The sequence below is a fragment of the Streptomyces sp. NPDC060027 genome, from assembly GCF_042737005.1.
Lineage (GTDB): Bacteria > Actinomycetota > Actinomycetes > Streptomycetales > Streptomycetaceae > Streptomyces.
Genome location: NZ_JBHWVI010000053.1, coordinates 1 through 23749 on the forward strand (window position 1 = coordinate 1; position 23749 = coordinate 23749).

24 protein-coding genes and 1 riboswitch are annotated in these 23749 nt (G+C 71.1%); of the genes, 12 read left to right on the plus strand and 12 right to left on the minus strand.

Annotated elements, in window-relative coordinates; genetic code table 11:
* Position 1: 1 nt before the first annotated feature.
* The 3 genes from ACFWBT_RS16020 to ACFWBT_RS16030 all read right to left on the minus strand — a co-directional run bounded on the left by ACFWBT_RS16020 (position 2) and on the right by ACFWBT_RS16030 (position 1957).
* The gene (locus ACFWBT_RS16020) at positions 2 to 475 is read right to left on the minus strand and encodes a C40 family peptidase (protein ID WP_266756057.1); all 474 of its coding nucleotides are present in this window, start codon (positions 473 to 475) and stop codon (positions 2 to 4) included.
* A 2-nt stretch (positions 476 to 477) separates the two neighbouring features.
* Positions 478 to 642, minus strand: a riboswitch (cyclic di-AMP (ydaO/yuaA leader).
* Positions 643 to 1008: 366 nt separating this feature from the next.
* The gene (locus ACFWBT_RS16025) at positions 1009 to 1314 is read right to left on the minus strand and encodes a hypothetical protein (RefSeq protein ID WP_266756055.1); all 306 of its coding nucleotides are present in this window, start codon (positions 1312 to 1314) and stop codon (positions 1009 to 1011) included.
* A gap of 7 nt (positions 1315 to 1321) precedes the next feature.
* Positions 1322 to 1957 carry an ATP-dependent Clp protease proteolytic subunit gene (locus ACFWBT_RS16030; RefSeq protein WP_385700328.1) on the minus strand — a complete coding sequence of 212 codons (636 nt, stop codon included), beginning with the start codon at positions 1955 to 1957 and terminating at the stop codon, positions 1322 to 1324.
* A 191-nt stretch (positions 1958 to 2148) separates the two neighbouring features.
* On the opposite strand from ACFWBT_RS16030, the gene ACFWBT_RS16035 reads away from it, so the two are divergent.
* The 8 genes from ACFWBT_RS16035 to ACFWBT_RS16070 all read left to right on the plus strand — a co-directional run bounded on the left by ACFWBT_RS16035 (position 2149) and on the right by ACFWBT_RS16070 (position 9387).
* A complete protein-coding gene (locus tag ACFWBT_RS16035; RefSeq protein WP_385700330.1) occupies positions 2149 to 2427 on the plus strand; it encodes a type II toxin-antitoxin system Phd/YefM family antitoxin in 279 nt (92 codons plus the stop codon).
* Between the two features lie 583 nt (positions 2428 to 3010).
* Positions 3011 to 3313 (plus strand): urease subunit gamma, encoded by a 303-nt coding sequence (locus tag ACFWBT_RS16040; protein ID WP_266756047.1) that lies wholly within the window; start codon positions 3011 to 3013, stop codon positions 3311 to 3313.
* Positions 3314 to 3329: 16 nt separating this feature from the next.
* Positions 3330 to 3641 (plus strand): urease subunit beta, encoded by a 312-nt coding sequence (locus ACFWBT_RS16045; RefSeq protein ID WP_266756045.1) that lies wholly within the window; start codon positions 3330 to 3332, stop codon positions 3639 to 3641.
* Complete coding sequence (locus ACFWBT_RS16050; protein ID WP_385700334.1) at positions 3634 to 5355, plus strand: urease subunit alpha; 1722 nt, start codon at positions 3634 to 3636, stop codon at positions 5353 to 5355. Before ACFWBT_RS16045 ends, ACFWBT_RS16050 begins: the two co-directional genes overlap by 8 nt.
* A complete protein-coding gene (locus tag ACFWBT_RS16055; protein WP_385700337.1) occupies positions 5355 to 6029 on the plus strand; it encodes an urease accessory protein UreF in 675 nt (224 codons plus the stop codon). Before ACFWBT_RS16050 ends, ACFWBT_RS16055 begins: the two co-directional genes overlap by 1 nt.
* 121 nt (positions 6030 to 6150) lie before the next feature.
* Positions 6151 to 6828, plus strand: a complete 678-nt coding sequence (gene ureG, locus ACFWBT_RS16060) for an urease accessory protein UreG (protein ID WP_356463290.1) — start codon at positions 6151 to 6153, stop codon at positions 6826 to 6828.
* Complete coding sequence (locus ACFWBT_RS16065) at positions 6825 to 7583, plus strand: urease accessory protein UreD (protein WP_385700339.1); 759 nt, start codon at positions 6825 to 6827, stop codon at positions 7581 to 7583. Before ureG ends, ACFWBT_RS16065 begins: the two co-directional genes overlap by 4 nt.
* A 193-nt stretch (positions 7584 to 7776) precedes the next feature.
* Complete coding sequence (locus ACFWBT_RS16070; RefSeq protein WP_385700340.1) at positions 7777 to 9387, plus strand: alpha/beta hydrolase; 1611 nt, start codon at positions 7777 to 7779, stop codon at positions 9385 to 9387.
* A gap of 69 nt (positions 9388 to 9456) precedes the next feature.
* Here ACFWBT_RS16070 and ACFWBT_RS16075 read toward each other — a convergent pair whose 3' ends face one another.
* The 5 genes from ACFWBT_RS16075 to ACFWBT_RS16095 form a co-directional block, all read right to left on the minus strand.
* Positions 9457 to 10470, minus strand: a complete 1014-nt coding sequence (locus tag ACFWBT_RS16075) for an NAD-dependent epimerase/dehydratase family protein (protein WP_385700406.1) — start codon at positions 10468 to 10470, stop codon at positions 9457 to 9459.
* Positions 10471 to 10525: 55 nt separating this feature from the next.
* The gene (locus ACFWBT_RS16080) at positions 10526 to 11251 is read right to left on the minus strand and encodes a lysophospholipid acyltransferase family protein (protein WP_385700342.1); all 726 of its coding nucleotides are present in this window, start codon (positions 11249 to 11251) and stop codon (positions 10526 to 10528) included.
* A gap of 100 nt (positions 11252 to 11351) precedes the next feature.
* Positions 11352 to 12602 carry an ornithine--oxo-acid transaminase gene (gene rocD / locus ACFWBT_RS16085; protein WP_385700345.1) on the minus strand — a complete coding sequence of 417 codons (1251 nt, stop codon included), beginning with the start codon at positions 12600 to 12602 and terminating at the stop codon, positions 11352 to 11354.
* Positions 12599 to 13411 (minus strand): dimethylargininase, encoded by an 813-nt coding sequence (gene ddaH / locus ACFWBT_RS16090; protein ID WP_385700346.1) that lies wholly within the window; start codon positions 13409 to 13411, stop codon positions 12599 to 12601. Before ddaH ends, rocD begins: the two co-directional genes overlap by 4 nt.
* Before the next feature lie 125 nt (positions 13412 to 13536).
* Positions 13537 to 14040 (minus strand): Lrp/AsnC family transcriptional regulator, encoded by a 504-nt coding sequence (locus ACFWBT_RS16095; RefSeq protein WP_081223118.1) that lies wholly within the window; start codon positions 14038 to 14040, stop codon positions 13537 to 13539.
* Positions 14041 to 14138: 98 nt separating this feature from the next.
* On the opposite strand from ACFWBT_RS16095, the gene ACFWBT_RS16100 reads away from it, so the two are divergent.
* From ACFWBT_RS16100 to ACFWBT_RS16115, 4 genes are all read left to right on the plus strand, one after another.
* Positions 14139 to 14894 carry a LytR/AlgR family response regulator transcription factor gene (locus tag ACFWBT_RS16100; protein WP_385700349.1) on the plus strand — a complete coding sequence of 252 codons (756 nt, stop codon included), beginning with the start codon at positions 14139 to 14141 and terminating at the stop codon, positions 14892 to 14894.
* 10 nt (positions 14895 to 14904) lie between these two features.
* Positions 14905 to 15300: a hypothetical protein gene (locus ACFWBT_RS16105; RefSeq protein ID WP_385700352.1), complete on the plus strand. Its 396-nt coding sequence runs from the start codon at positions 14905 to 14907 to the stop codon at positions 15298 to 15300.
* Between the two features lie 3 nt (positions 15301 to 15303).
* Positions 15304 to 17070, plus strand: coding sequence for a cation acetate symporter (locus ACFWBT_RS16110; RefSeq protein ID WP_385700355.1), 1767 nt, complete (start codon positions 15304 to 15306; stop codon positions 17068 to 17070).
* A gap of 130 nt (positions 17071 to 17200) precedes the next feature.
* Entirely contained in the window at positions 17201 to 18400 is a 1200-nt protein-coding gene (locus ACFWBT_RS16115; RefSeq protein ID WP_385700357.1) for a sensor histidine kinase, read from the plus strand.
* A gap of 179 nt (positions 18401 to 18579) precedes the next feature.
* On the opposite strand, the gene ACFWBT_RS16120 is transcribed toward ACFWBT_RS16115, so the two are convergent.
* From ACFWBT_RS16120 to ACFWBT_RS16135, 4 genes are all read right to left on the minus strand, one after another.
* A complete protein-coding gene (locus tag ACFWBT_RS16120) occupies positions 18580 to 18738 on the minus strand; it encodes a hypothetical protein (RefSeq protein WP_351535053.1) in 159 nt (52 codons plus the stop codon).
* A gap of 94 nt (positions 18739 to 18832) precedes the next feature.
* Complete coding sequence (locus ACFWBT_RS16125) at positions 18833 to 20983, minus strand: protein kinase (protein WP_385700360.1); 2151 nt, start codon at positions 20981 to 20983, stop codon at positions 18833 to 18835.
* Positions 20983 to 22515, minus strand: coding sequence for a DUF6777 domain-containing protein (locus tag ACFWBT_RS16130; RefSeq protein ID WP_385700363.1), 1533 nt, complete (start codon positions 22513 to 22515; stop codon positions 20983 to 20985). The genes ACFWBT_RS16125 and ACFWBT_RS16130 overlap by 1 nt, the downstream gene beginning before the upstream one ends.
* A 245-nt stretch (positions 22516 to 22760) precedes the next feature.
* A complete protein-coding gene (locus ACFWBT_RS16135) occupies positions 22761 to 23714 on the minus strand; it encodes a cytochrome c oxidase assembly protein (protein WP_385700366.1) in 954 nt (317 codons plus the stop codon).
* Positions 23715 to 23749 lie beyond the last annotated feature (35 nt).

Here is a 23749-nt window from a genome sequence, read left to right on the forward strand (position 1 = left end):
GTCAGCTGACCCTGCCGTACCAGACGCTTCTCGTCCAGATCTTCTGGAGCTTCACCACTTCCCCGGTCTTCGGGGAGTGCCAGATCTTTCCCTTCCCGGCGTAGATGCCGACGTGGTACACGTTCCGGCCCGAGTGGAAGAACACGAGGTCACCGGCCTTGCGGTGCGAGGCCGAGACATGGTGCGTCTTGTTGTACTGCGCCGCGGCCGTACGAGGCAGCTTCTTGCCCGCCTTCTTGTACGAGTAGAGCGTGAGCCCGGAGCAGTCGAAGCGGTGCGGTCCCGTGGCGCCCCACTTGTACGGGGAGCCGTGCTTGGACGCCGCGACCTGGAGTGCCTTCGTCGCAGGTGTGGCCGCCTGGGCGTCCGGTGCGACGCCGGGGACCACGAGGCTGCCGCCCACGGCGGCGATGGTGAGCGCCGAGGCCGTACCGGCCCGGGTCCACAGCGACGGGACACGATTGAGCGCAGTCATGCGCAACCCTTCGTCAGCCGCCTGTGAAGGATGACCTGTCGGATTCGGGCTGGCGAAGTTGCCCGGCCGCTGCTGCGGCTTCACCCCAAGGACCGCCCGGATTGCTCCGGCGGACCGTCGTGCTGGGTCCTCCACTCCTGCCGATGCACATCTGTCGACCGGTCATCCGGGCGGCGGCAGGACTCGGCGTCCGCCCGGACCGCCCCGCCGCTGTGGCGGGGGCTTGTCGTCGGAAGGGATCTTCACTCATCAGTGTCGGAAAATCCGAGCGGAACCGGTGTTTTGTGGGCTTACTCACCACTCACCCGTTCGGGTGGACACCCCTCCGTTCGAGGGGGTGTTGGGGACACCGACCATGCCCGCACCTGCGACGAAGGGCTCATCCCGCCTTTCTGCTCCGCGTGTTGCGCAACTTGAACGGGTCGCAGAAAGGATCGTTCGCTACGCCATCGGGGGGTACACCATCCGGTCCGTTTGAGTCCCGGGCCGGACGGCGCGGAGTCGTGGCGCCCATCGGCTCCGGTGTGGGTGCGTCAACTGCCGGAATCGGGCGGCACGGTGACCCGGGCGGCCCGCCGCTCTCCGTCGAGAACCCGCAGGGCCTGGGCCAGGGTCGGGGCGTGCACCTCGCTCTCGCCCCGCTGATGCATCAGCGTCAGGGCGTCCCGCAGGGCCACTGCCTTGCCGACCAGCGCCTGAGCCGCCCTCAGGCCGCGATAGGTGTCTCCGGGACGGGCCGGGTTGATTCGGCCGAGCAGGTCGACCACGTCGAGATAGCGGTCGATCAGCTCGGCTTCGGCGCGGGTCAGCGCGGGCAGCGGGGGGAGGTCCGGGATCATCGGCCGCTCACCTCGCGCCGGGGGTCGCGCGCGAGGCCTTGCGGCTCGGGACGATCCGGTCGATCAGCCCGTAGGCCAGTGCCTCCGGCGCGTCGAGGATCTTGTCCCGCTCGATGTCCGCCGCGACCCGCTCCGGGCTCTGTCCCGTGTGCCGTACGAGCATCTCCTCCAGCGTCTCGCGGGTGCGCGCCAACTCGTCGGCCTGAATGGCCAGATCGCTCGCCTGCCCCTGGATCGGCTCCGGGACCGACGGCTGGTGGATGAGGACGCGGGCTCCCGGCAGGGCGAGCCGCTTGCCCGGAGCGCCACCGGCCAGCAGGACGGCGGCGGCCGAGGCCGCCCGGCCGAGGCAGACCGTCTCGACGTCGCAGGTCACGAATTGCATCGTGTCGTAGATCGCGGTCATCGCGCTGAAGGAGCCGCCAGGGGAGTTGATGTAGAGCGAGATGTCCTGCTCGGGCGCCTGGTGTTCGAGGTACATGAACTGGGCCATCACATCGTTCGCCGAGATGTCGTCGATCGGCGTCCCGAGGAACACGATCCGCTCGCTGAGCAGCTTCGAGTACGGATCCTGCGTCCGGTGCCCCGTGCTGGTGCGTTCGGTGAACTCGGGCAGGACATGGCGGGCGGACGGGCTGGTCATGTCGAGCGCCTCCTCTGGTTCGACGGATGTAAAAAATGTACAGGACGTACGTCTCCGGAGAAGGGGGCCATGCTGAGAGCGAAACGGCGGCCCCGCCGGACCGGGAGGTGGTCCGGCGGCGTCCTCTCCCGCCGACGGGCGGGATCTTGTGCACCCCGTGGTGGCGCCGGGCCCGGTCTAAGCTGGACGTCATGGCCTACGAGATTCCGGTGACGCAAGCCAGGGCTGAGCTCGCCGAACTGATCAATCGCGTCGTGTACGGCGGGGAGCGCGTCGTCGTGACACGGCACGGGAAGCCGCTCGTCGCCCTGGTCTCCGCCGCCGACCTGGAGCGCCTCGAAGAACTTCAGGAGCCCGCGGACGAGCAGGTGATCAGCGCGCTGTCCAGCGTGCGCGAGGTCGCGTCCGCGCCCCGCGAACGCCAGCGGTTCGGCATCGCCGCGGAGCACCGGGGGCCCAACGCTTCCTAGGCTTCCTGGCCGCCGGTGCCGCGGAGCACCGGGGGCCCAACGCTTCCTAGGCTTCCTGGCCGGCGGCGGTTCGGCTCGGCCCCCGGCGGGGCCCATGGGGTGCCCGCCGACGACTCGGCCCGGGGCGCGTCAGCGTCAGCGGCACTTCGGCAGCGGCACTTCGACAGCGGCATTTCGACCGGGGCCGGGATCGTGACCAGGACTGGGATCGTGACCCGGGACTGGGATAGGGATCGTGACCGGGGCCGGGGCCGGGGCCGCGACGGGATCGTGACCGGGGCCTGGATCGCGACCGCGACTGCGATCTCGATCGCGGACGTGCGGTATCCCGTATACGGTCCGGTTCGCTTCGGGGCCGTGGCTTTCCAGGATGTCGGCGCGGTCGGGCGAGACGGAACCCGGGAAGCGGGGCGGGCGCTCGTGGGTGACCGTGTCCGGTCGATCCGCCCTGGAGGGACCACAGGCTGGTTAACGTCCTCGAAACTCCGGCCAACTAGCGTGCGCATCCACGCCACCAGGGGTTTTGGTGGCTGCGGCCACCGGGCCCCGCACGGTCCGGAGCGAGGATGTGAGGTGGGACGCCGTGCATTTGACCCCGCACGAGCAGGAGAGGCTGCTGATCCATGTGGCCGCCGACGTCGCCGAGAAGCGCCGGGCCCGCGGGCTGAAACTGAACCACCCCGAGGCCGTCGCCCTGATCACGTCGCACATCCTCGAGGGCGCCCGCGACGGCCGTACCGTCGCCGAGCTGATGTCCTCCGGGCGCAAGATCCTCACCCGGGACGACGTCATGTCGGGCATCCCCGAGATGATCCACGACGTCCAGGTGGAGGCGACCTTCCCGGACGGCACCAAGCTCGTCACCGTCCACGACCCGATCGTCTGACGGGAGAGCGAGCGCCATGATTCCCGGAGAGATTCTCTTCGCCGACGAGCCCGTCGTCTTCAACGAGGGCCGTGAGGTCACCCGTATGACCGTGCTCAACGCCGCCGACCGCCCCGTCCAGGTCGGCTCCCACTACCACTTCGCCGAGGCCAACCCCGGGCTGGACTTCGATCGCGCCGCCGCGCGCGGCAAGCGGCTCAACGTCGCCGCCGGCACCGCCGTGCGCTTCGAGCCCGGGATCCCCGTCGACGTCGAACTCGTCCCGCTCGCCGGCGCCCGTGTGGTGCCCGGCCTGCGCGGGGAGACCGGAGGTGCCCTCGATGCCTGAGATCTCGCGTGCCGTGTACGCCGACCTGTTCGGCCCCACCACCGGCGACCGTATCCGCCTCGCGGACACCGACCTGCTGATCGAGATCGAGGAGGACCGCTCCGGCGGTCCCGGACTCGCCGGTGACGAAGCGGTGTTCGGCGGTGGCAAGGTCATCCGGGAATCCATGGGCCAGGCGCGCGCTACGCGCGCAGACGGCACCCCGGACACGGTCGTCACCGGCGTCGTGATCATCGACCACTGGGGGATCGTCAAGGCCGACGTCGGTATCCGCGACGGCCGGATCACCGGTATCGGCAAGGCCGGCAACCCGGACACCATGGACGGTGTCCACCCCGACCTGGTGATCGGCCCGGAGACCGAGATCATCGCGGGCAACGGGCGCATCCTGACCGCGGGCGCCATCGACGCGCACGTCCATCTGATCTGTCCGCAGATCGCCGACGAGGCGCTCGCCTCCGGCATCACCACCCTCGTCGGCGGCGGCACCGGTCCCGCGGAGGGCTCCAAGGCGACCACCGTGACGCCCGGCCCCTGGCATCTGGCCCGGATGCTGGAGTCGATGGAGGGGTACCCCCTCAACTTCGGTCTCCTCGGCAAGGGCAACACCGTCTCGCACGACGCGATGCTGTCGCAGATCCGGGGCGGCGCGCTCGGCCTGAAGATCCATGAGGACTGGGGCTCGACGCCCGCGGCGATCGACGCGGCCCTCACCGTCGCCGACCGCACCGGCATCCAGGTCGCCATCCACACCGACACCCTCAACGAGGCCGGGTTCGTCGCCGACACCCTCGCGGCGATCGGCGGACGCGGCATTCACGCGTATCACACCGAGGGTGCGGGCGGCGGGCACGCGCCGGACATCATGTCCGTGGTCTCCGAGTCGTACGTACTCCCCAGCTCGACCAACCCGACCCGGCCCTACACCGTCAACACCGCCGAGGAACACCTCGACATGCTGATGGTGTGCCACCACCTGAACCCGGCGGTGCCCGAGGACCTGGCCTTCGCCGAGTCCCGGATCCGGCCGTCGACCATCGGCGCCGAGGACATATTGCACGACCTCGGTGCCATCTCGATCATCTCGTCCGACTCCCAGGCCATGGGCCGGGTCGGTGAGGTGATCATGCGGACCTGGCAGACGGCCCACGTGATGAAGCGGCGCCGGGGCGCGCTGCCCGGTGACGGCCGCGCGGACAACCACCGGGTCCGTCGCTATGTCGCCAAATACACCATCAATCCGGCGCTCGCGCAGGGCCTTGCGCGGGAGATCGGCTCCGTCGAGACCGGCAAGCTCGCCGACCTCGTGCTGTGGGAGCCCGCGTTCTTCGGGGTCAAGCCGCACCTCGTCATCAAGGGCGGAATGATCGCGTACGCGCAGATGGGCGACGCCAACGCGTCGATCCCGACGCCCCAGCCGATCCTGCCCCGGCCGATGTTCGGGGCGATCGGGCGGGCCCCGGCAGCGAACTCGTTCAACTTCGTCGCGCCGCTCGCCATCGAGGACGGGCTCCCGGAACGGCTCTCGCTCGGCAAGCGGTTCGTCGCCATCGAGTCGACGCGGGCGGTCACCAAGGCCGACATGCGGGAGAACGACGCACGGCCCGAGGTGCGGATCGACCCCGACAGCTTCGCCGTGCACATCGACGGCGAGCTCGTCGAGGCGACTCCGGCCGCCGAACTGCCCATGGCCCAGCGTTACTTCCTCTTCTGATGTCCCGGGCAGCGCTTCTCGTCCTGGCCGACGGCCGCTTTCCCGCCGGAGGGCACGCGCACTCCGGCGGGGCCGAGGCGGCCGTCAAGGCGGGGCGGATCACCGGAGCGGCGACCCTGGAGGACTTCTGCAGGGGCCGGCTGCACACGACCGGACTCGTCGCGGCCGCACTGGCCGCGGCGGGCGCGCTCGGGATCGATCCGTCGGCCCTGGACGCGGCCGCCGACGCCCGCACGCCCTCGCCGGCGCTGCGGGTCGCCGCTCGTCGGCTCGGACGGCAGCTCATGCGGGCGGCCAGAGCGACCTGGCCCTCCGCCGAACTGGACGCGCTGGCGCGGGAGTTCCCCAAGGGCTCCCATCAGCCGGTGGTGCTGGGCGTGGCGGCGCGGGCTGCCGGACTGGGGCCCGAGGACGCCGCGTACTGCTCCGCGTACGAGTGCGTCAGCGGGCCGGCGTCGGCGACGGTGCGGTTGCTGAGTCTCGATCCGTTCGACGCGACGGCCGTACTGGCCCGCCTCGCACCGGAACTCGACGTCGTCGCCCACGCCGCGGCCGGTGCGGCTCGGCGGGCTCTCGACGACGGGACCGAGGCGCTGCCCGCGGCGTCGGCACCGCTGCTGGAGATCAGCGCGGAGGCACACGCGGCCTGGCCGGTGCGCCTCTTCGCGTCGTAGGAGTCATCGCTTCCGGGGCAGTCGCCCCCACACCCCCGCCGTCGGCCCGAACGGCCCGGTCCGCGAACGCCGGACAGGCCGCCTCAAGTCGGCGCGGACCGAATGAAGTTGGAGCCGTACCGTGCATCTCGACCACACTCACCACGGGCCGTCCGCGATCAGCGCCGACGCCCACCGTCCCGACGGCTCGCGCCGTGCCCTGCGGATAGGGCTCGGTGGCCCCGTCGGTTCGGGGAAGACCGCCACCGTCGCCGCGCTCTGCCGGGCGCTGCGCGACGAGCTGTCCCTCGCCGTCGTCACCAATGACATCTACACCCGCGAGGACGCCGAGTTCCTGCTGCGGGAAGCGGTGCTGCCGCCCGAGCGGATCACCGCCGTGGAGACGGGCGCCTGTCCGCACACGGCGATCCGGGACGACATCTCCGCGAACCTCGAAGCGGTCGAGGACCTGGAGGACGAGATCGGGCCGCTGGATCTGATCCTCGTGGAGTCCGGGGGCGACAACCTCACCGCGACCTTCTCCAAGGGGCTGGTCGACGCGCAGATCTTCGTGATCGACGTCGCGGGCGGGGACGACATCCCGCGCAAGGGCGGGCCGGGCGTCACGACGGCCGACCTGCTCGTCGTGAACAAGACCGACCTGGCGCCGTACGTCGGGTCCGATCTGGGCCGGATGGCGGCCGACGCCAAGGCGCAGCGGGCCGAACTCCCCGTGGTCTTCCAGTCGTTGCGGACCGAGGGTGGGGTCGCGGCGGTCGCCGGCTGGGTACGGGAACGGCTCGCGGCGTGGAAGCCATGACGACGGCGGGAGTGCGCGCCACCGCGCGGATCGAAGCGCGGGACGACGGCCGGGGCGGGACGTCGCTGCCCGTACTGGACGGGGAGGGGCCGCTCGCCCTGCGCCGGGTGCGGAGCAGCGGGTCCGAGGCGCGCGTGATGCTGGTCGGGGCGATGAGCGGACCGCTCGGCGGCGATCACCTCACCGTCGAGGCGCGGGTCGGTCCGGGCGCCCGGCTGCGGGTCGGCTCGGCGGCGGCCACCATCGCCCTGCCGGGCCAGGCCAAGGGCGAGGCCCGCTACGACGTGCGCCTGGAGGTCGCCGACGGAGGAGAACTGGCGTGGCTGCCTGAGCAGTTGATCTCCGCCGGTGGCAGCGAACTGTCCGTCTCCTCGTGCGTCGACCTAGGGCTCGGCGCCCGGCTGGTCTTCCGGGAGGAGCAGGTGCTCGGGCGGGTGGGTGAGGAACCCGGGCGGCTCACCAGCCGTCTCACGGTGCGACGCGAGGGCCGGGCGCTGCTCGACCAGGAGTTGGCGTGCGGTCCCGGCGCACCCGGTGGCTGGGACGGGCCCGCGGTCCTGGCAGGACATCGGGCCATCGGACAACTCGTCGTCGTACGACCGGAGTTCGAAAGGGAGGTGCCGTCGGCGCGACTGCTGGGAGACTATGCCGCGCTGACCCCGCTCGCCGGGCCCGCCGTGCTCGTGACGGCACTCGCCCCCGACGCACGATTGCTGCGCCGGGTGCTGGACGGGGCGCTGCGTGAGCTCGCCTGAAATCGGCAGTCCGGGCGTGCCTGAAGTCAACAGCCGCTGAGGGAAGGCTGGTTCGCGGTACATTCACCGCTCAACGGAACAAGGCGTACCGGCTATCGGATTAGTAAAGAACACCGGTCACATCTGTTCTCAGGGACCTCATAGCGGCAAAGATCTCCGTATCAATCGCAACGATGTACGGGGAGGTACCCACTTGAGGTCCAAGAGACCGACAAGACGGGTGACAGCGCTCGGTTCGGCCGGAGCACTTGTCACGGCGACCCTGATAGCCGGAGCCGTCGCGGCCCCGTCGGCCACCGCCGACTCGCGTCACGGTCAGGGCTACGGTCAGAGCCGTGAGCAGCGCGGTGCGGCCATCGCCGCCGAGCGGGCCGCCAAGGCCGGGATCGACTGGAAGGACTGCCCGGCGGACTGGGGCTTCGAGAAGCCGATCCAGTGCGGCTGGGTCAGCGTGCCGCTGGACTACGCCCACCCGAACGGCAAGAAGCTCAAGCTGGCCGTGGACCGCATCGGGAACACCGGTACCAAGGAGGAGCGCCAGGGCGCGCTCGTCTACAACCCGGGCGGCCCCGGTGGTTCGGGCATGCGCTTCCCGCGCCGTGTCACGACCAAGGCCCCGCTGTGGGCGAACACCGCCAAGGCGTACGACTTCGTGGGCTTCGACCCGCGCGGCGTCGGCCACTCGGCGCCCATCTCCTGCATCGACCCGCAGGAGTTCGTCAAGGCGCCCAAGGCGGACCCGGTCCCGGACTCCGAGGCCGACAAGCGCGCCCAGCGCAAGCTGGCCGCGGCGTACGCGGACGGCTGCGCCGAGCGCAGCGGCAAGGCCGTGCTGGCGCAGATGACCACGCCCAACACGGCACGCGACCTCGACGTCATCCGGGCCGCGCTCGGCGAGAAGAAGCTCAACTACCTGGGCGTCTCGTACGGCACCTACCTCGGAGCCGTCTACGGCACGCTGTTCCCGGGCCACGTGCGCCGCATGATCGTCGACAGCGTCGTCAACCCGTCGCGCGACAACATCTGGTACCAGGCCAACCTGGAGCAGGACATCGCCTTCGAGGGCCGCTGGAAGGACTGGGAGGACTGGGTCGCCAAGAACGACGCCACCTTCCACCTCGGCGACACCCGCGCCAAGGTGCAGGACCAGTGGCTGAAGCTGCGCGCCACCGCGAAGAAGAGCCCGCTGGGCGGCGTCGTCGGCCCCGCCGAGCTGATCTCCTTCTTCCAGAGCGCCCCGTACTACGACTCGTCGTGGGTGCCGACCGCCTCGGTGTTCAGCAAGTACGTCGCGGGTGACACCCAGGCGCTCGTCGACGCCGCGTCACCCGACCTGTCCGACACGGCGGGCAACATCTCCTCGGAGAACGGCAACGCCGTGTACACGGCCGTCGAGTGCACCGACGCCCAGTGGCCCACCAGTTGGAAGAAGTGGGACCGGGACAACTCACGGCTCCACAAGGCCTACCCGTTCATGACGTGGGCCAACGCGTGGATGAACCTGCCGTGCGCCACGTGGCCGGTCAAGCAGCAGACCCCGGTGAAGGTGAAGACCGGCAAGGGTCTGCCGGCCGTCCTGATCGTGCAGTCCACGAATGACGCCGCCACGCCGTACGTCGGCGCCGTCGAGCTGCACAAGCGGTTCAAGGGCTCCCGCCTGATCACCGAGCAGGGCGCGGGCTCGCACGGTGTGACCGGTCTGGTCAACCCGTGCATCAACGGGCGGGTGGACTCCTACCTGCTCACCGGCAAGACGGACGCCGCCGACGTGACGTGCGCGCCGCACGCCACTCCGCAGCCGTAGTCCTCGCTGCACGAGGGGGCGGCCGGTCCCACCGGCCGCCCCCTCGGTCGTACGGGTCACCTCGCCGCCTCAGGACGCGAGCCAGGCGTCCTCCGCCGCGTAGTCGAACAGATCCCCGTAGTTCCTGAACATCGCGGGATACGCCTCACGCCAGTCCCGCCCCGCGAGCTGCCGCTCGATCGAGGCGATCGTCTCCGGGAGCGTGTCGGCGTACCGGATCACGGGGCGATGGCCCAACTCCCGCTCGGCCGCGCTCATGTCGCAGATCACGGGCCGGGGGACCGACCAGGGGGTGTCGCCCACCGTGGGGGACGGGGGAGGCCCGTCGACGAGGACGTCCTCCGTCCGGGCGCCCATCACCGCGTCGATGGCCCGCGCGATCTCCGCCACGGTCGGCGCCTCGGGGTCGCACGCGTTGAGGACGCGCGAGCCCGGTCGCGCGGCGGCCAGGCGGATCAGCTCGGCGAGGGTGTGGACGCTCACCGGATGGAAACGGCTCGCGCCGCCGAACGCGAGGATCCTCCTGCGGCGGCCGTCGAGATTGCGCTTGACGAAGTACAGCTCGCGGGGCGTGCGGTCGTACGGGCCGTGGACGGCGCCCGCTCGCAGCAGCGTCGTCGGCAACCGGTCGCCCGCCGCGAGGAGTTCACGCTCCAGAGCCACCTTGCGCGTGCAGTACGTGGAGTCGCCGGGAGGGACTGTCTCCTGGCTCTCCGGTATCGGCACCGGATACGAGGGGAAGCCGTCCGGCTCGGCCTGCGTGTCGAAGCCGCGCCCCTTGTCGTCCTCGTACACCGACACGCTGGAGATGACGACCGCCGAGCCGACCCGGCCGGCGAGCGCCGTCAGCTGCCGCGCGTGGCCGGCCCCGTACGCCACGATGTCCACCAGCGCGTCGCAGCCGTCACCGACCACCGTGGCCAGTGCGGTGTCGTCGTCCCGGTCCAGCGCGGCCGTGCGCACCTCGGCGGGCCAGCCGTCGTCGCGGCCGCCGCCGCGCGACGCGGCCGTCACGTCCCAGCCGTCCCCTGCGAGCGCTTTCACGGCCGCGCGCCCGATCTGTCCTGTCGCTCCGATCACCACAGCACGTCTCATACGTAAGAAACGTACAGGACGTACGTATGGGTTCCCGGCGCGATCAACTCAGCGGCATCCGGCGGAACTTGCGCCCCGCCTCGGCCTTCTCCGCGGCCTCCTCCGCCTTGACGACGGCCGCGTACCGGTCGACGTACTCCTGCTCGGAGAGGGTCAGGATCGCGTACATGATCTCGTCGGTGATGGCGCGCAGGATGGCCTTCTCGTTCTCCATCCCGGCATAGCGCGAGAAGTCGAGCGGCTTGCCGAAGCGGATCACCACGGGGTGGAACCGCGGGAGCTTCCTGCCCGGGGGCTGCGCCTCGAACGTGCCGATCATCGCGCAGGGGATGACCGGGGCCTGGGCCCGCAGGGCCATCACCGCGACGCCGACCTTGCCCTTGTAGAGCCGTCCGTCGTGCGAGCGGGTGCCCTCGGGGTAGATGCCGAGCAGCTCGTCCTTGCGCAGCACGCCGAGCCCCTCGCGGATCGCGGCCTGCCCCGCCTCCTTGCCGGACCGGTCCACCGGAATCTGCCCGACGCTGCGGAAGAAGGCGGCCGTCAGCCGCCCCTTGATGCCGGGCCCCGTGAAGTACTCGGCCTTCGCGAGGAAGGTGATCCGGCGCTTCAGGATCGCCGGCATCAGGAAGTGGTCCGAGAAGGACAGGTGGTTGCCGGCCACGATGGCGGGGCCCGACGACGGAACGTGCTCAAGGCCCTCGATCCGAGGCCGGAAGACCAGTCTCAACAGTGGACCCAGAAGCACATATTTGAGCACGTAATAAAACACTGGGGCGCTCCTCATTTCCCCCGGGGAGCGATCAGTGTAGGCGCGGCCGTCGCCGGGCGTAACCAGTGCGGTGTCACCCTCTGTGGCCTCTTGGCCGGTATCAGACCCCTTGCGTCAGGACTTTCTCAAGGGCCCCTAGAGCCGACTGGAGTTCCTCGGCCGTGATGGTGAGCGGCGGCGCCAGCCGGATGGTCGAACCGTGCGTGTCCTTGACCAGAATCCCCTCGCCCATCAGGCCCTGGCTGATCTCGCGGCCCGTGCCGATGGAGGGGTCGATGTCGACGCCCGCCCACAGCCCGCGCGAGCGGAAGCCCTCCACACCCCGGCCCACCAGGGCCGTCAGCCCGTCCCGCAGCAGGACGCCCAGCTCGGCCGCCCTGCGCTGGTACTCACCGGTCTCCAGCAGCCCGACGACCGCCGAGCCGACCGCCGCGGCCAGCGGATTGCCGCCGAAGGTGGAGCCGTGCTCACCCGGGCGCAGCACCTCCATCACGTCCCGGCGTCCGACCACCGCGGAGACCGGCACGATGCCGCCGCCGAGCGCCTTGCCGAGCAGCAGCAGGTCGGGGACGACCGACTCGTGTTCCACCGCCAGGGTGGTGCCGGTACGCCCGAGGCCGGACTGGATCTCGTCCGCGACGAACAGACAGCCGGTACGGCGGGTGAGCTCGCGGACGCCGGCGAGATAGCCGTCGTCCGGGATGACCACGCCCGCCTCGCCCTGGATGGGTTCGAGCAGCACCGCGGCCGTGGTCTCGTCGATCGCCGCTTCGAGCGCGGCCAGGTCGTTGTACGGCACGACCCGGAAACCCGGAGTGAAGGGGCCGAAGCCGGTACGGGCCGTCTCGTCCGTGGAGAAGCTGACGATCGTGGTCGTACGGCCGTGGAAGTTGTCGGCCGCCACCACGATGGTGGCCCGGTCGGGTTCGACGCCCTTCACCTCGTACGCCCATTTGCGGGCCAGCTTGATGGCGCTCTCCACCGCCTCCGCGCCCGTATTCATCGGCAGGACCATGTCCAGGCCGGTCAGCTCGGCCAGGGACTCGGCGAATCCGGCCAGCTTGTCGTTGTGGAAGGCCCGCGAGGTGAGGGTGAGACGGTCGAGCTGGCGGTGCGCGGCCTCGATCAGCACCGGGTTGCGGTGGCCGAAGTTGAGGGCCGAGTAGCCCGCCAGCATGTCGAGGTAGCGCCGGCCCTCGACGTCCTCGACCCAGCTGCCCTCGGCGTGCGCCACGACCACGGGCAACGGGTGGTAGTTGTGCGCCAGGACAGGAGCCTCGGCTCGGATCAGTTCGTCGGAGCTGCGCGTACCGGCGACGGCGGACGCAGTCGTACGGGCGGGAGCGGTCATGAACGGATCTCCTGAGTGCAGCACTTGATGCCTCCGCCGGCCTTCTGGAACTCCGAGAGGTCGACGGGGACGGGGACGTAGCCGTGGCGGACGAGCTGATCGGCGAGGGCCTCGGCGCGAGGCGCGATGAAGACATGACGGCCGTCGGAGACCGAGTTGAGGCCGAAGGCGAAGGCGTCCTCGCGGGTCGCGAGCACCGCGTCCGGGAACAGCCGGGCCAGCACCTCGCGGCTGCCCGGCGAGAAGGCCTCCGGGTAGTAGGCGATGTTGTCGTCGTCGAGGACGAACAGCGCGGTGTCCAGGTGGTAGAAGAGCGGGTCCACCAACTGGAGGCTGATCACCGGGACGCCGAAGAACTCCTGGACCTCGCGATGGGCCTCGCGCGTCGTGCGGAATCCGGTCCCCGCGAGGACGTAACGGCGCGTCGGGACGAGATCGCCCTCGCCCTCGCACACCGACTCGGGGCGGTAGACGTCGAAACCGGCCGCCTTGAACCAGGTCTCGTACGCGGTGGACTCGGGGCGGCGCTCCGGCGCGTGGAAGGAGGAGCCGAAGACACGGCCCTCCAGCACGAGCGCGCAGTTCGCGGCGAAGACCATGTCGGGAAGGCCCACGACCGGTTCGACGGAGTCGACGGTGTGGCCGTGCGCGCGATAGGCGCTGATCAGCGCCTTCCACTGATCACGCGCGAGATCGGCGTCCACGGGGGTGTCGGGACGCATCCAGGGGTTGATCGCGTACTGCACGGCGAAGTGTCTGGGTTCGCAGACGAGAAAGCGCCGGGGGCGCGGCACACGGCTGTCGGGCACAGAGAGGTTCCTCCGCTTCCTGCGGTGTCGGCTGGTGGGATGCCTCCACGGTAAGAAGCGAGGGATACACGCGACAAGCGCAGAGAGCTGCGCATATACGCAGTATTGCTGCGCGATCCGCTGAGTCAGCGCACGTTTCCTGCGTCATCCGGGGCCGCGTGCGTCGCTCCGGCCTCCGGGGCCTCGGGCAGCAGATGGGACAGCACCATGTAGCTGATCGTCTTCCGGATGAACGGTTCCACCCGGATGCGCTCCAGGACCTCCTCGAAGTGCTCCACATCGACGGCCCGTACATGCAGCAGCGCGTCCGCGCCCCCGGTCACCGTCATCGCCGCGGTGATCTCCGGATGGTTGCGCACCACCTCCGCGAGCCGCCGGGGCGGCGCCGCACCCTCGCAGTACACCTCGACGTACGCCTCCGTGCGCCAGCCGAGCGCCACGGGCTTCACCGTGGCCGTGAACCCGGTGATCACGCCCGTCTCGCGCAGCCGGTCGACCCGGCGCTTGACCGCCGTCGCGGACAGTCCGATCGCCGCGCCGATCTCCGCGAAACTCGTCCGGGCATTGGCCATCAGAGCCGTGATGATCTTGCGGTCGAGCTCGTCGAACATCGCGGGCTTGCTGTTCATGGCGGCACCCTATCCAGCGACGGCCTCGACCCGGCCGGGGACGACGTCCATGTCCCGCACATGTCCAGCCGTGGCAATCGCTCTTACACTCCACTCTCATGCTGCGCGTGCTCGCCGTCGACGACGAACAACCGTCCCTCGAAGAACTCCTGTATCTGCTGAACGCCGATCCCCGGGTCGGCAGCGCCGAGGGAGCGAGCGACGCGACCGAGGCGCTGCGCCGCATCAACCGGGCCCTGGAGTCCGGACCCGGCGGACCCGAGGCGATCGACGTCGTCTTCCTCGACATCCACATGCCCGGCCTGGACGGGCTCGACCTGGCCCGGCTGCTCGGCGGGTTCGCCCAGCCGCCGCTCGTCGTGTTCGTGACCGCCCACGAGGGCTTCGCCGTTCAGGCCTTCGACCTCAAGGCCGTGGACTACGTCCTCAAGCCCGTACGCCGCGAACGGCTCGCCGAGGCGGTACGGCGGGCCGTCCAGCTCCGGGACACCGCACCTCTCATCCCCGTCCACGAGCCCGACCCCGACCACATATCCGTCGAACTCGGCGGAGTGACCCGCTTCGTGGCCGTCGAGGACATCACCCACGCCGAGGCACACGGCGACTACGCCCGGCTGCACACCGCGCAGGGCAGCCACCTGGTGCGCATCCCGCTGTCCACCCTGGAAGAGCGCTGGCGCCCCCGCGGCTTCGTCCGCATCCACCGGCGCCACCTCGTCGCGCTGCGCCACATCGGCGAACTCCGCCTGGACGCGGGCACGGTGAGCGTCCTCGTCGACTCCGTCGAACTCCAGGTCAGCCGCCGTCACGCCCGCCAGCTGCGCGATCTGCTGCTGCGCCGGACCACGAGCTGAGGAGGACGGCGTGCCGCAGGACCCCACCGAACGCCGCGTGGTCGTCACCGGAGCGCCCCGGCGCACCCTCCCGCACGCTCGGCTTCGCTCGCGCGGGCGGTACCCCCAGGCGTCCGGCCACTACCGGCCGAGGACCGAGATCGACGAACAGACCACCCTCGGCCACACCTATGTGCGGTCCCTGATGCGCAGCCAACTCCGCGTGGCGATCACGGTGTTCGCCGTTCTGGTGCTGCTCGTCGGACCGCTGCCGCTGGTCTTCGCCGCGATGCCGGACGGCGCGACCCTGGAATGGGCCGTCCTCGGCTTCTGCGTGTACCCGCCGCTGGTGCTGCTCGCCCGCTGGTACGTACGGCGGGCCGAGCGCAACGAGAAGGACTTCGTGCGCCTGGTCGAGGACCGCTGAACCGTGAACGAGAACTACTCCGTTCCCGCGGTCGCCCTCGTCGTCGTCGCGACCGTCCTGGTCGGCGCCTTCGGGCTGCGCATATCCCGGACCACCTCCGACTTCTACGTCGCCTCGCGCACCGTCGGCCCCCGGCTCAACGCGGCCGCGATCAGCGGCGAATACCTCTCCGCCGCCTCCTTCCTGGGCATCGCCGGCCTGGTCCTCGTCCAGGGCCCCGACATGCTCTGGTACCCCGTCGGCTACACCGCCGGCTATCTCGTCCTGCTCCTCTTCGTCGCGGCTCCACTGCGCCGCTCCGGCGCCTACACGCTGCCGGACTTCGCGGAGGCCCGGCTCGGCTCCCAGGCCGTCAGGCGGCTCGCCGGGGCGTTCGTCGTCGGTGTCGGCTGGCTCTATCTGCTGCCCCAACTGCAGGGCGCGGGGCTGACGCTGGCGGTGCTGACCGACGCGCCCGACTGGTTCGGCGGGGTGCTCGTCGCCGCCGTCGTGGTGGCCACGGTCGCCGCGGGCGGCATGCGCAGCATCACCTTCGTACAGGCCTTCCAGTACTGGCTCAAGCTCACCGCCCTGCTGGTCCCCGCGCTCTTCCTGATCCTCGCCTGGCAGTCCCACGGCGCCCCCCGCGACGCCTTCGACGAACCCCCGACCTTCCGCGAACAGCGCCTCGTCCAGGTCGACGCCACGCTCGACCTGAAGCTGTCCCGGCCGCTGACCGTCACCGCGACGGGCACCGTCGACGGCCGCCGGTACGAGGACACCCGCGTCCGGCTCCCGCCGGGCACCCACCACATCGAGCGCGGCACCCGGCTGACCTTCGCTCAGGGCGACCCGGTCCCGGCGGCCGACCGCGGCAGCAACGGCGCCCTGTCGACCTCGCTGGCCGCCGGACGGGAGGAACGCCCGCTGTACGCCACCTACGGGCTGATCCTCGCCACCTTCCTCGGCACCATGGGACTGCCCCACGTCGTCGTCCGCTTCTACACCAGCCCGCACGGCGTCGCCGCCCGCCGCACCACCGTCGCCGTCCTCGGCCTGATCGGCGCCTTCTACCTCCTGCCGCCCGTCTACGGAGCGCTGGGCCGCCTGTACGCCCCCGAACTCAGCCTCACCGGCGACGCGGACGCCGCCGTACTCCTGCTGCCCGACCGGATGATCGGCGGAGTCGGCGCGGACCTCCTCGGGGCGCTCGTCGCGGGCGGCGCCTTCGCCGCGTTCCTGTCGACCGCGTCCGGGCTGACGATGGCGGTCGCGGGCGTGCTCACCCAGGACGTGCTGCCCTCCCGCGGCGTACGGCACTTCCGGCTCGGCACCGTGCTGGCGATGGCCGTGCCGCTCGCCGCGAGCGTGCTGGTGGGCGGACTGCCCGTCGCCGACGCGGTGGGGCTCGCGTTCGCCGTGTCCGCCTCCTCCTTCTGCCCGCTGCTGGTGCTGGGCATCTGGTGGCGGCGGCTCACCCCGCCGGGGGCGGCCGCCGGAATGCTCGTCGGCGGCGGCGCGGCACTCGTCGCCGTCGGCGCGACCATGGCCGGCTATCCGGGTACGGGCCCCCTGCACGCGCTGCTCGCCTGGCCGGCGCTCTGGTCGGTGCCGCTCAGCTTTGTGACCATGGTGCTGGTGTCCCTGGCCACCGCCACCCGAGTACCCCCCGGGACGGCGGCGATCCTGGCCCGCTTCCACCTCCCGGAGGAACTCACGGACGGCCAGGTCCGCGCGGCGGTGAGCGGAACAGCGAGCGCGGCCGCGGGCGCGAAGGAGTCCGGGGTATGAGGGATTCGGCCAACAGGGTGCCAGGTGAGGGGTACCTGCCGGGGGTGCGGCAGGATCGGCCGTCCGTGGATGTCGGCGGTCGCCCGGACGGCTGTACGGGCGCGGCCTCGCGGGCGAAGGAGGTGACCGGGTGAGCGGGTTCCTCGCCGGGCTCTGTGTCGCCGTACTCCCCCTGCTGGCAGCCGGGTTCTGGCTCGGCAGGCGCACCGCGCGGCCCGAGAGCCTCGGCGGGCTCGGCACGCCGGTCGAGCACGCCACCTTCCAGACCCTGCACACCGCCTCGCTGGCCGCGCCCCCGCTCCGCGCGGGACTCACCGAGGAGACGGCCCGCCGGTCCGCCCGGCGGCTGCGCACCCTGCTCGGCACGGACGCGCTGTGCCTCACGGACCAGGAGACGGTCCTCGTCTGGGACGGTGTCGGGGCCCACCACCGCACCGAGATCATGGAACGGCTCGGCGGCCCGCTGGAGACCGGCCGCGGCGAGGCCTTCCGGCTGACCTGCGACGAGCCCGACTGCCCGCTGCGCTGGGCCGTCGTCGCACCGCTCACCGTCGACGAACGGGTGCACGGAGCGCTCGTCGCCTGCGCGCCCCGCGAGTCGGCCGTCCTCGTACGCGCGGCGGGCGAGGTCGCGCGCTGGGTCTCCGTCCAGTTGGAGCTCGCCGACCTCGACCAGTCCCGGACGCGGCTGATCGAGGCCGAGATCAAGGCACTTCGCGCCCAGATATCCCCGCACTTCATTTTCAACTCGCTGGCCGTGATCGCCTCGTTCGTCCGCACCGACCCGGAGCGCGCCCGTGAACTCCTGCTGGAGTTCGCCGACTTCACCCGCTACTCGTTCCGCAGGCACGGCGACTTCACCACCCTCGCCGACGAACTCCACGCCATCGATCACTACTTGGCGCTCGTCCGGGCCCGCTTCGGCGAACGGCTGTCCGTCACCCTGCAGATAGCCCCCGAGGTACTGCCGGTCGCGCTGCCCTTCCTCTGCCTTCAGCCCCTGGTGGAGAACGCCGTCAAGCACGGCCTGGAGGGCAAGACCGACAAGAGCCACATCAGCATCACCGCGCAGGACGCGGGCGCCGAGGCACTGGTCGTCATCGAGGACAACGGCACCGGCATGGATCCCGAACGGCTGCGCCGCATCCTGTCCGGAGAGGTCAGCCCCTCCGGGGGGATCGGGCTCTCCAACGTCGACGAACGGCTGCGCCAGGTGTACGGGGACGATCACGGCCTCGTCATCGAGACCGCGGTGGGAGCGGGAATGAAGATCACCGCCCGGCTCCCCAAATACCAGCCGGGCGTGCACTCGGCGGCACGCCGACCGTGACCATGACCGGCGCGGACGGCGGTCCCGGGCCGGGGGAGGGGGACGGGAGGGGCCGAGGCTGCGGGCCGGGGCCTTGCGGACCATCGGCCGCGACGGCGGGCGGGGTACCCGGGGACTGCGCGGCCGGAGCAGTGGGCCGGGGTACCCGGGGACTGCGCGGCCCGAGCGGTGGGCCGGGCTCAGGCGCTGCGTGAGGCCACCATCCCCAGCGTGATCAGGCCGAGCACGACCCAGCCGAACCACAGCCAGCCGTTACTGCCCAGCGCCACCGTGTAGGCCGTCACCATGACGAGCCCGCCCACGGTGAGCACCCCCATCGTCTTCGTCGTACCGGGCATCGCAACACCCTCCTCCAGGCGGGTCCGCGACGCGGGCCGTGGCCTTTGGGGCCATTTTCACCCGGAGGGAGGAGGTTCGCCAGAGCCCCGGGGACTACAGCGCTCCCCGCGGCGGTCGTCGGCCTTCCTCGATCGAGCAGATCACCAGGTAGTACGGCCGGGCCCACACACCCGTACTGCGCAAGCCATGACTCCAGTGCGTGGTGGAGTCGTAGCCGTACCGCTCCGGTGGCGCGTCGACCGCGCACTGGTCGTTCGCCTGCTCCAACGCGTCCGTCCCGGGCCGGTACACGCTCAGGTGGGTGATCTCGACGACCTTTCCCTGATGCTCCTTGTCGCAGGCGACCAGCTCGAAGTGCGTACTGACCCGCGCCTCGCCGCCCACATGGCCCAGACAGTCGTCCCGCTGCATCTGCGTGGCGTCCGTGAACGTCATCCCGTAAGGACGGAGTTCCCCGAGCGGCCCGAACACCGGCCCGTGCCGGCCCGCGAGCAGACAGGCGACGGTGCCGCCCGTGGTGGCGAAGCCCTCCCGGGTGGGCACGACGGCCATGCTCCTGACGTTCCAGGCGAGCTTGCCGGCCGTGCCCTCGGTCTTCTCCTCGCACCGGCGCGAGCCGTCGTGGCGGGCCGCCTCGAAGGAGGGCGCCTTGATCACCGCCATGACCTGCGCGTCGGGGCTCCGGTCGTGGCAGCTGGTGTCCAGCCGCAGTCGTGGCACGGCGGCCGACTTCGAGAGGGACGGATCACCGTAGACACAGTCGCCCCGGTGGAGGGGTTCGGTGAGCCCGACCACCTCGCCGTACGGCAGCGCCGCCGCCTGGTGCGCGCCCGCGTACCAGACCACCCCGGCCGCCAGGCCGAGCGCGAGCAGCCCCGCGACCACGGCCTGCAGGGCGCGTGGCCGCTGTCGCCGTCGCCTCCCGGGGGGTCCGGGGACCGGGGCGGAAGGCGCCCCGGTCCAGGGCGGTCCGAAGCCCCGGCCGTGCCCCGGCTGAGGCCCACCCGGCTCCGAACGGTCGAACCCGTGCCGCGGTGGCGGTGGGTACGCGCCATGGGCACGGCCGGTGAGTGCGTAGGGGCCGTGAGCGTGGCCCGTGGGTGCGTACGGGCCCGGCCCCTGGGCCGTCGCCGGGTACGGATCCGGGGCGGGGGCGGCCGGGGCGGCGGGCGCGGTGGGAGGGTGGCCACCGGGTGCCGCCGGGCCCCGGTCCTGGGCCGGGCGGCACCCCGTGGCGCCACCCGGCGCCGGATACGCGCCCGGCAGGGCCCGGCTCCGGTCTCCCGCCGGGCCGGACACCCACGGGGACCCGTCGGACGTGACGAGTCCCGACCACGGTGGCCGCGAGCCCGTGTCGAGACGGGTCGGCGGATGGGGCTGCGGGGTGAGGATCCGGGCCAGCGCCGACGCCGTGTCCTCCGCGGAGAGCCGTGAGGCCGGATCCTTGACGAGCAGCGCCTCGACGACCGGTCGCAGGGCACCGGCCCGCCGCGGTGGTGGAGCCTCCTCCAGAACCACGGCGGTGAGCGCCTCTAGGTCGGTGTCCCGGTCGAACGGTCCGTGGCCCTCCACCCCGAAGTACAGGGTGCAGCCCAGCGAGAACAGGTCGGCCGCGGTGGTCGGCGGACCGCCCGTGGCCCGTTCCGGGGCCAGATATCCGGCGGTGCCCACCAGTGCGGACGTCTGGGTCCAGCGGGTCTCCAGGGAGTCGGGCTGGACCGATATCCCGTAGTCGGTGAGGAGAACGCGGGCCCCCGGGCTCCCGGTGCGGTCCGGGGCGAGCAGGATGTTGGCGGGCTTCACGTCCCGGTGCATGATCCCGCGCTCGTGCCCGGCGGTCAGGGCGTCAAGGACGGCGAGACCGATACGAGCACATGCGTCGGGGGCCAGCGGGCCGCGCCCGGCGAGCCAGTCCCGCAGATCCTCGGCGCCCGCCACGTACTCCATCACGATCCATGGCAGGCCCTCGTGCTCCAGGACGTCGTGGACCGTGACGACGTGCGGGTGTCCGCGCAGGACCGCCGCGTGCCGGGCCTCGGCGCGGGCCCGCGCCGTCCGGGACTCGTGCTCCGCACCGCTCTCCGGGATGGCACTGAACCTGATCTCCTTGAGCGCGACGTCGCAGTCGAGCCGTTGGTCGCGCGCGAGCCACACATGCCCCATCCCGCCCGATCCGACCTGGTCCACGAGCAGATACCGGCCGGCGATGATCCGGCCCACGCCGGACTGAGGTGCTCCCATCATCAGGTCGCTCCCTCGTCGGGTGAGGACGGTCCGACGGAGTCATCGACCTCACCGGAATCGCCCCCACCGGAATCGACCGAACCGGACTCACCGGCGCCGGTGTCGCCGGTCCCTCGGGTGGTGGGGCCGATGGGACCGGCAGTGGTCTGACCGGTGGCGGTCTGGCCGGTGGCGGTGGCGCCGCCGCCCGTCTCGCCCGCGGTGGTCGCTCCGGCGTCGGCTTCACCCGCGGTGGTCGCGCCAGTGGTGCTGGTGCCTGCGCCGGTCTCACCTGTAGTGCCGGCGCCCACACTGGTCTCGCCCGCACTGGTCTCGCCGGTGGTGGCACCCGTCGTGGTTTCGCCCGTCGTGGTTTCGCCCGCGCTGGTTCCGCCCGTGCCGCTGTCGCCCGCGGTGACCCCTGTGCCTGTTTCGCCCGTGCTGCTGTCGCCCGCGGTGGTACCTGTCGTGGTTGCGCCTGTGCTTGTCTCGCCCGCGCTGGTACCTGTCGTGGCCCCCGTGGTGGTTTCACCCGGTCCCGTGCCGGACCGGTCCGGGCTCGATGTCGGCCCACCGGTGTCCTCGGGTGTGTCCGGGGCCTCGGCGTGGTCGGTGTCGGAGACGAAGGACAGCGTCACGGACTCGCCCCACTCCAGGGTGCTGCCCTCGACCGGCCGGGAGGAGATGACCCGGACGTCGTCCCGGGGCAGGGAGCCGCCGTCGTAGGCCAGGGCCAGTCCCGCGTTCGCCAGCCGGCCGCTCGCCTCCGCGAACGTCAGGCCCGTCACCCGCGGCACGGTCTTCCGAGCGTGCGGGTCGAAGGGGGTGTCGTCCTCGCCCGCCGTGCCGAGCGGGCGCGTGATCCCCCGGTCGGGGTTCTCGACGTCCACGAGCCGGAGCCGGTCGATCCGCGCTTTCCCCGGTGGCGGCTCGACGACGACGATCCCGTCCGGACGGTATCCGGACCATTTCCTGTTTCCGCCCTTGAACTGCACCGAGGTCTTCTTGATGTTCGCCTCGGACGGACGCAGTGGATTACCGCAGGAGCACTTCACCGCGGGAAGCCCCTGGCGGTCGACCAGAATGGCGATTCCGGTCTGGAGCAACGCGCCGAAGGGGACGGCCTTGCCGTGCTTGTACTCGTGATTCGTCACGAGGGTGTCGTGACGCAGTACCACGGGTGTGAGTCGATCGACATATCCGGGGATCTCGGCCGGCCGGATATTCAGCACGCGTGCCCATTCCCGTGCCCTGGCGGAGTTCTTGGGGTCGGTGAGGAACTTCTTGAGTTTCCCGACGGCGCAGGTGCCGGGCCGCGCCGAGCCGCCGAAGTCGGGGGCGGGCGCACCGGACCCGTCCGGTCGGGGTGTGCCGCCGCTCCCGCCCTGCCCACCGGTGTCCTGGCGGCCGCCGGGTGCACCTCCGTACAACCCCGGGCTGTTGCTGGCCTGCACCCCGCCGATCGGCCGGGCCCGCCGCGCGTCGGTGGTGTCCTTGCCGAGTGTGCCGTCCTCCTCGAAGAAGGGATGGGCCTGGGAAACCCCTGCGGCCACGGCACGTATGGCGAACAATTGATCGGATTTACTGCACCCGCTGATTACCAGTACGGAAACCAGCAGTAGAGCCATCCCGCGGGCCGCCGATAACCCGGCCCTTCGCATGGACGCGTGAAATGTCATGACCGCTCCCCCTCGCGGTTTCCCCCTGGACCCCGCGATCCGGAGACCGGGCGCGGAGCTTCGTCTCCATGCTACTGAAGGGAAATGCCTTTCACGCAAGCGCGAATGCCGCGGTTGATTCAGTTGCCGCGTGCGTTGAGGGAGGCCAGATAGGCGTTGTATGCCTCGAGTTCCTTGTCGCCGTCGCGGTCCGCGGCCCGGTCCTGGCGCTTGGCCTGTCGCTGCTCGGAGCCGTACCACTGGAAGAGCAGCGCGAGCAGGACGAGGACGGAGGGAATCTCGCTGAACGCCCAGGCGATGCCGCCCGCGGCGGTCTGGTCGGCGAGCGCGTCGATGCCGAGGGAGGTCGACGGATTCTTGTACGCCTCCACCATCGGCTCCGAGGCCATCATCAGCGCGATGCCGAAGAACGCGTGGAACGGCATGCCCGCGAACAGCTCCAGCATCCGCATCAGGTAACCCGGGCGGTGCGGGCCCGGGTCCACGCCCATGATCGGCCAGAAGAACACCAGCCCGACGGCGAGGAAGTGGCACATCATCACGATGTGGCCCGCGGTGGAGCCCATCAGGAAGTCGAAGACGGGGGAGAAATACAGCGCGTACAGGCTCGCGATGAACAGCGGGATGGTGAACGCCGGGTGGGTGATGATCCGCATGTACCGGCTGTGCAGGAACATCAGCAGCAGTTCACGCGGCCCCTTGCTGCCCCGCTTCGCCGCCACCGGCAGCGCGCGCAGGGCCAGCGTGATCGGCGCCCCGAGCAGGATCAGGATCGGCGACAGCATGCTGATCACCATGTGCTGCACCATGTGCACGCTGAACATGACCATGCCGTAGTCGTTCAGCCGGGTGCACATGACGAGCATCACGGTCAGTACGCCGATGACGAAGGAGGCCGTACGGCCCCAGGACCACGCGTCGCCGCGCCGCGCGAGTCGCACGACGCCCCAGCCGTACAGCCCGAGCCCGAGCAGGCACGCGACGAGGAAGAACGGGTCCGCGGACCACACGAGCCCCCGCCCCAGCGTGAACGGCGGCAGATCCATGGTCATGCCGTGCCCGCTGTGATCCATCCGCCGGCTCCTGTTTCTGGTGGTACCTCCCAGGC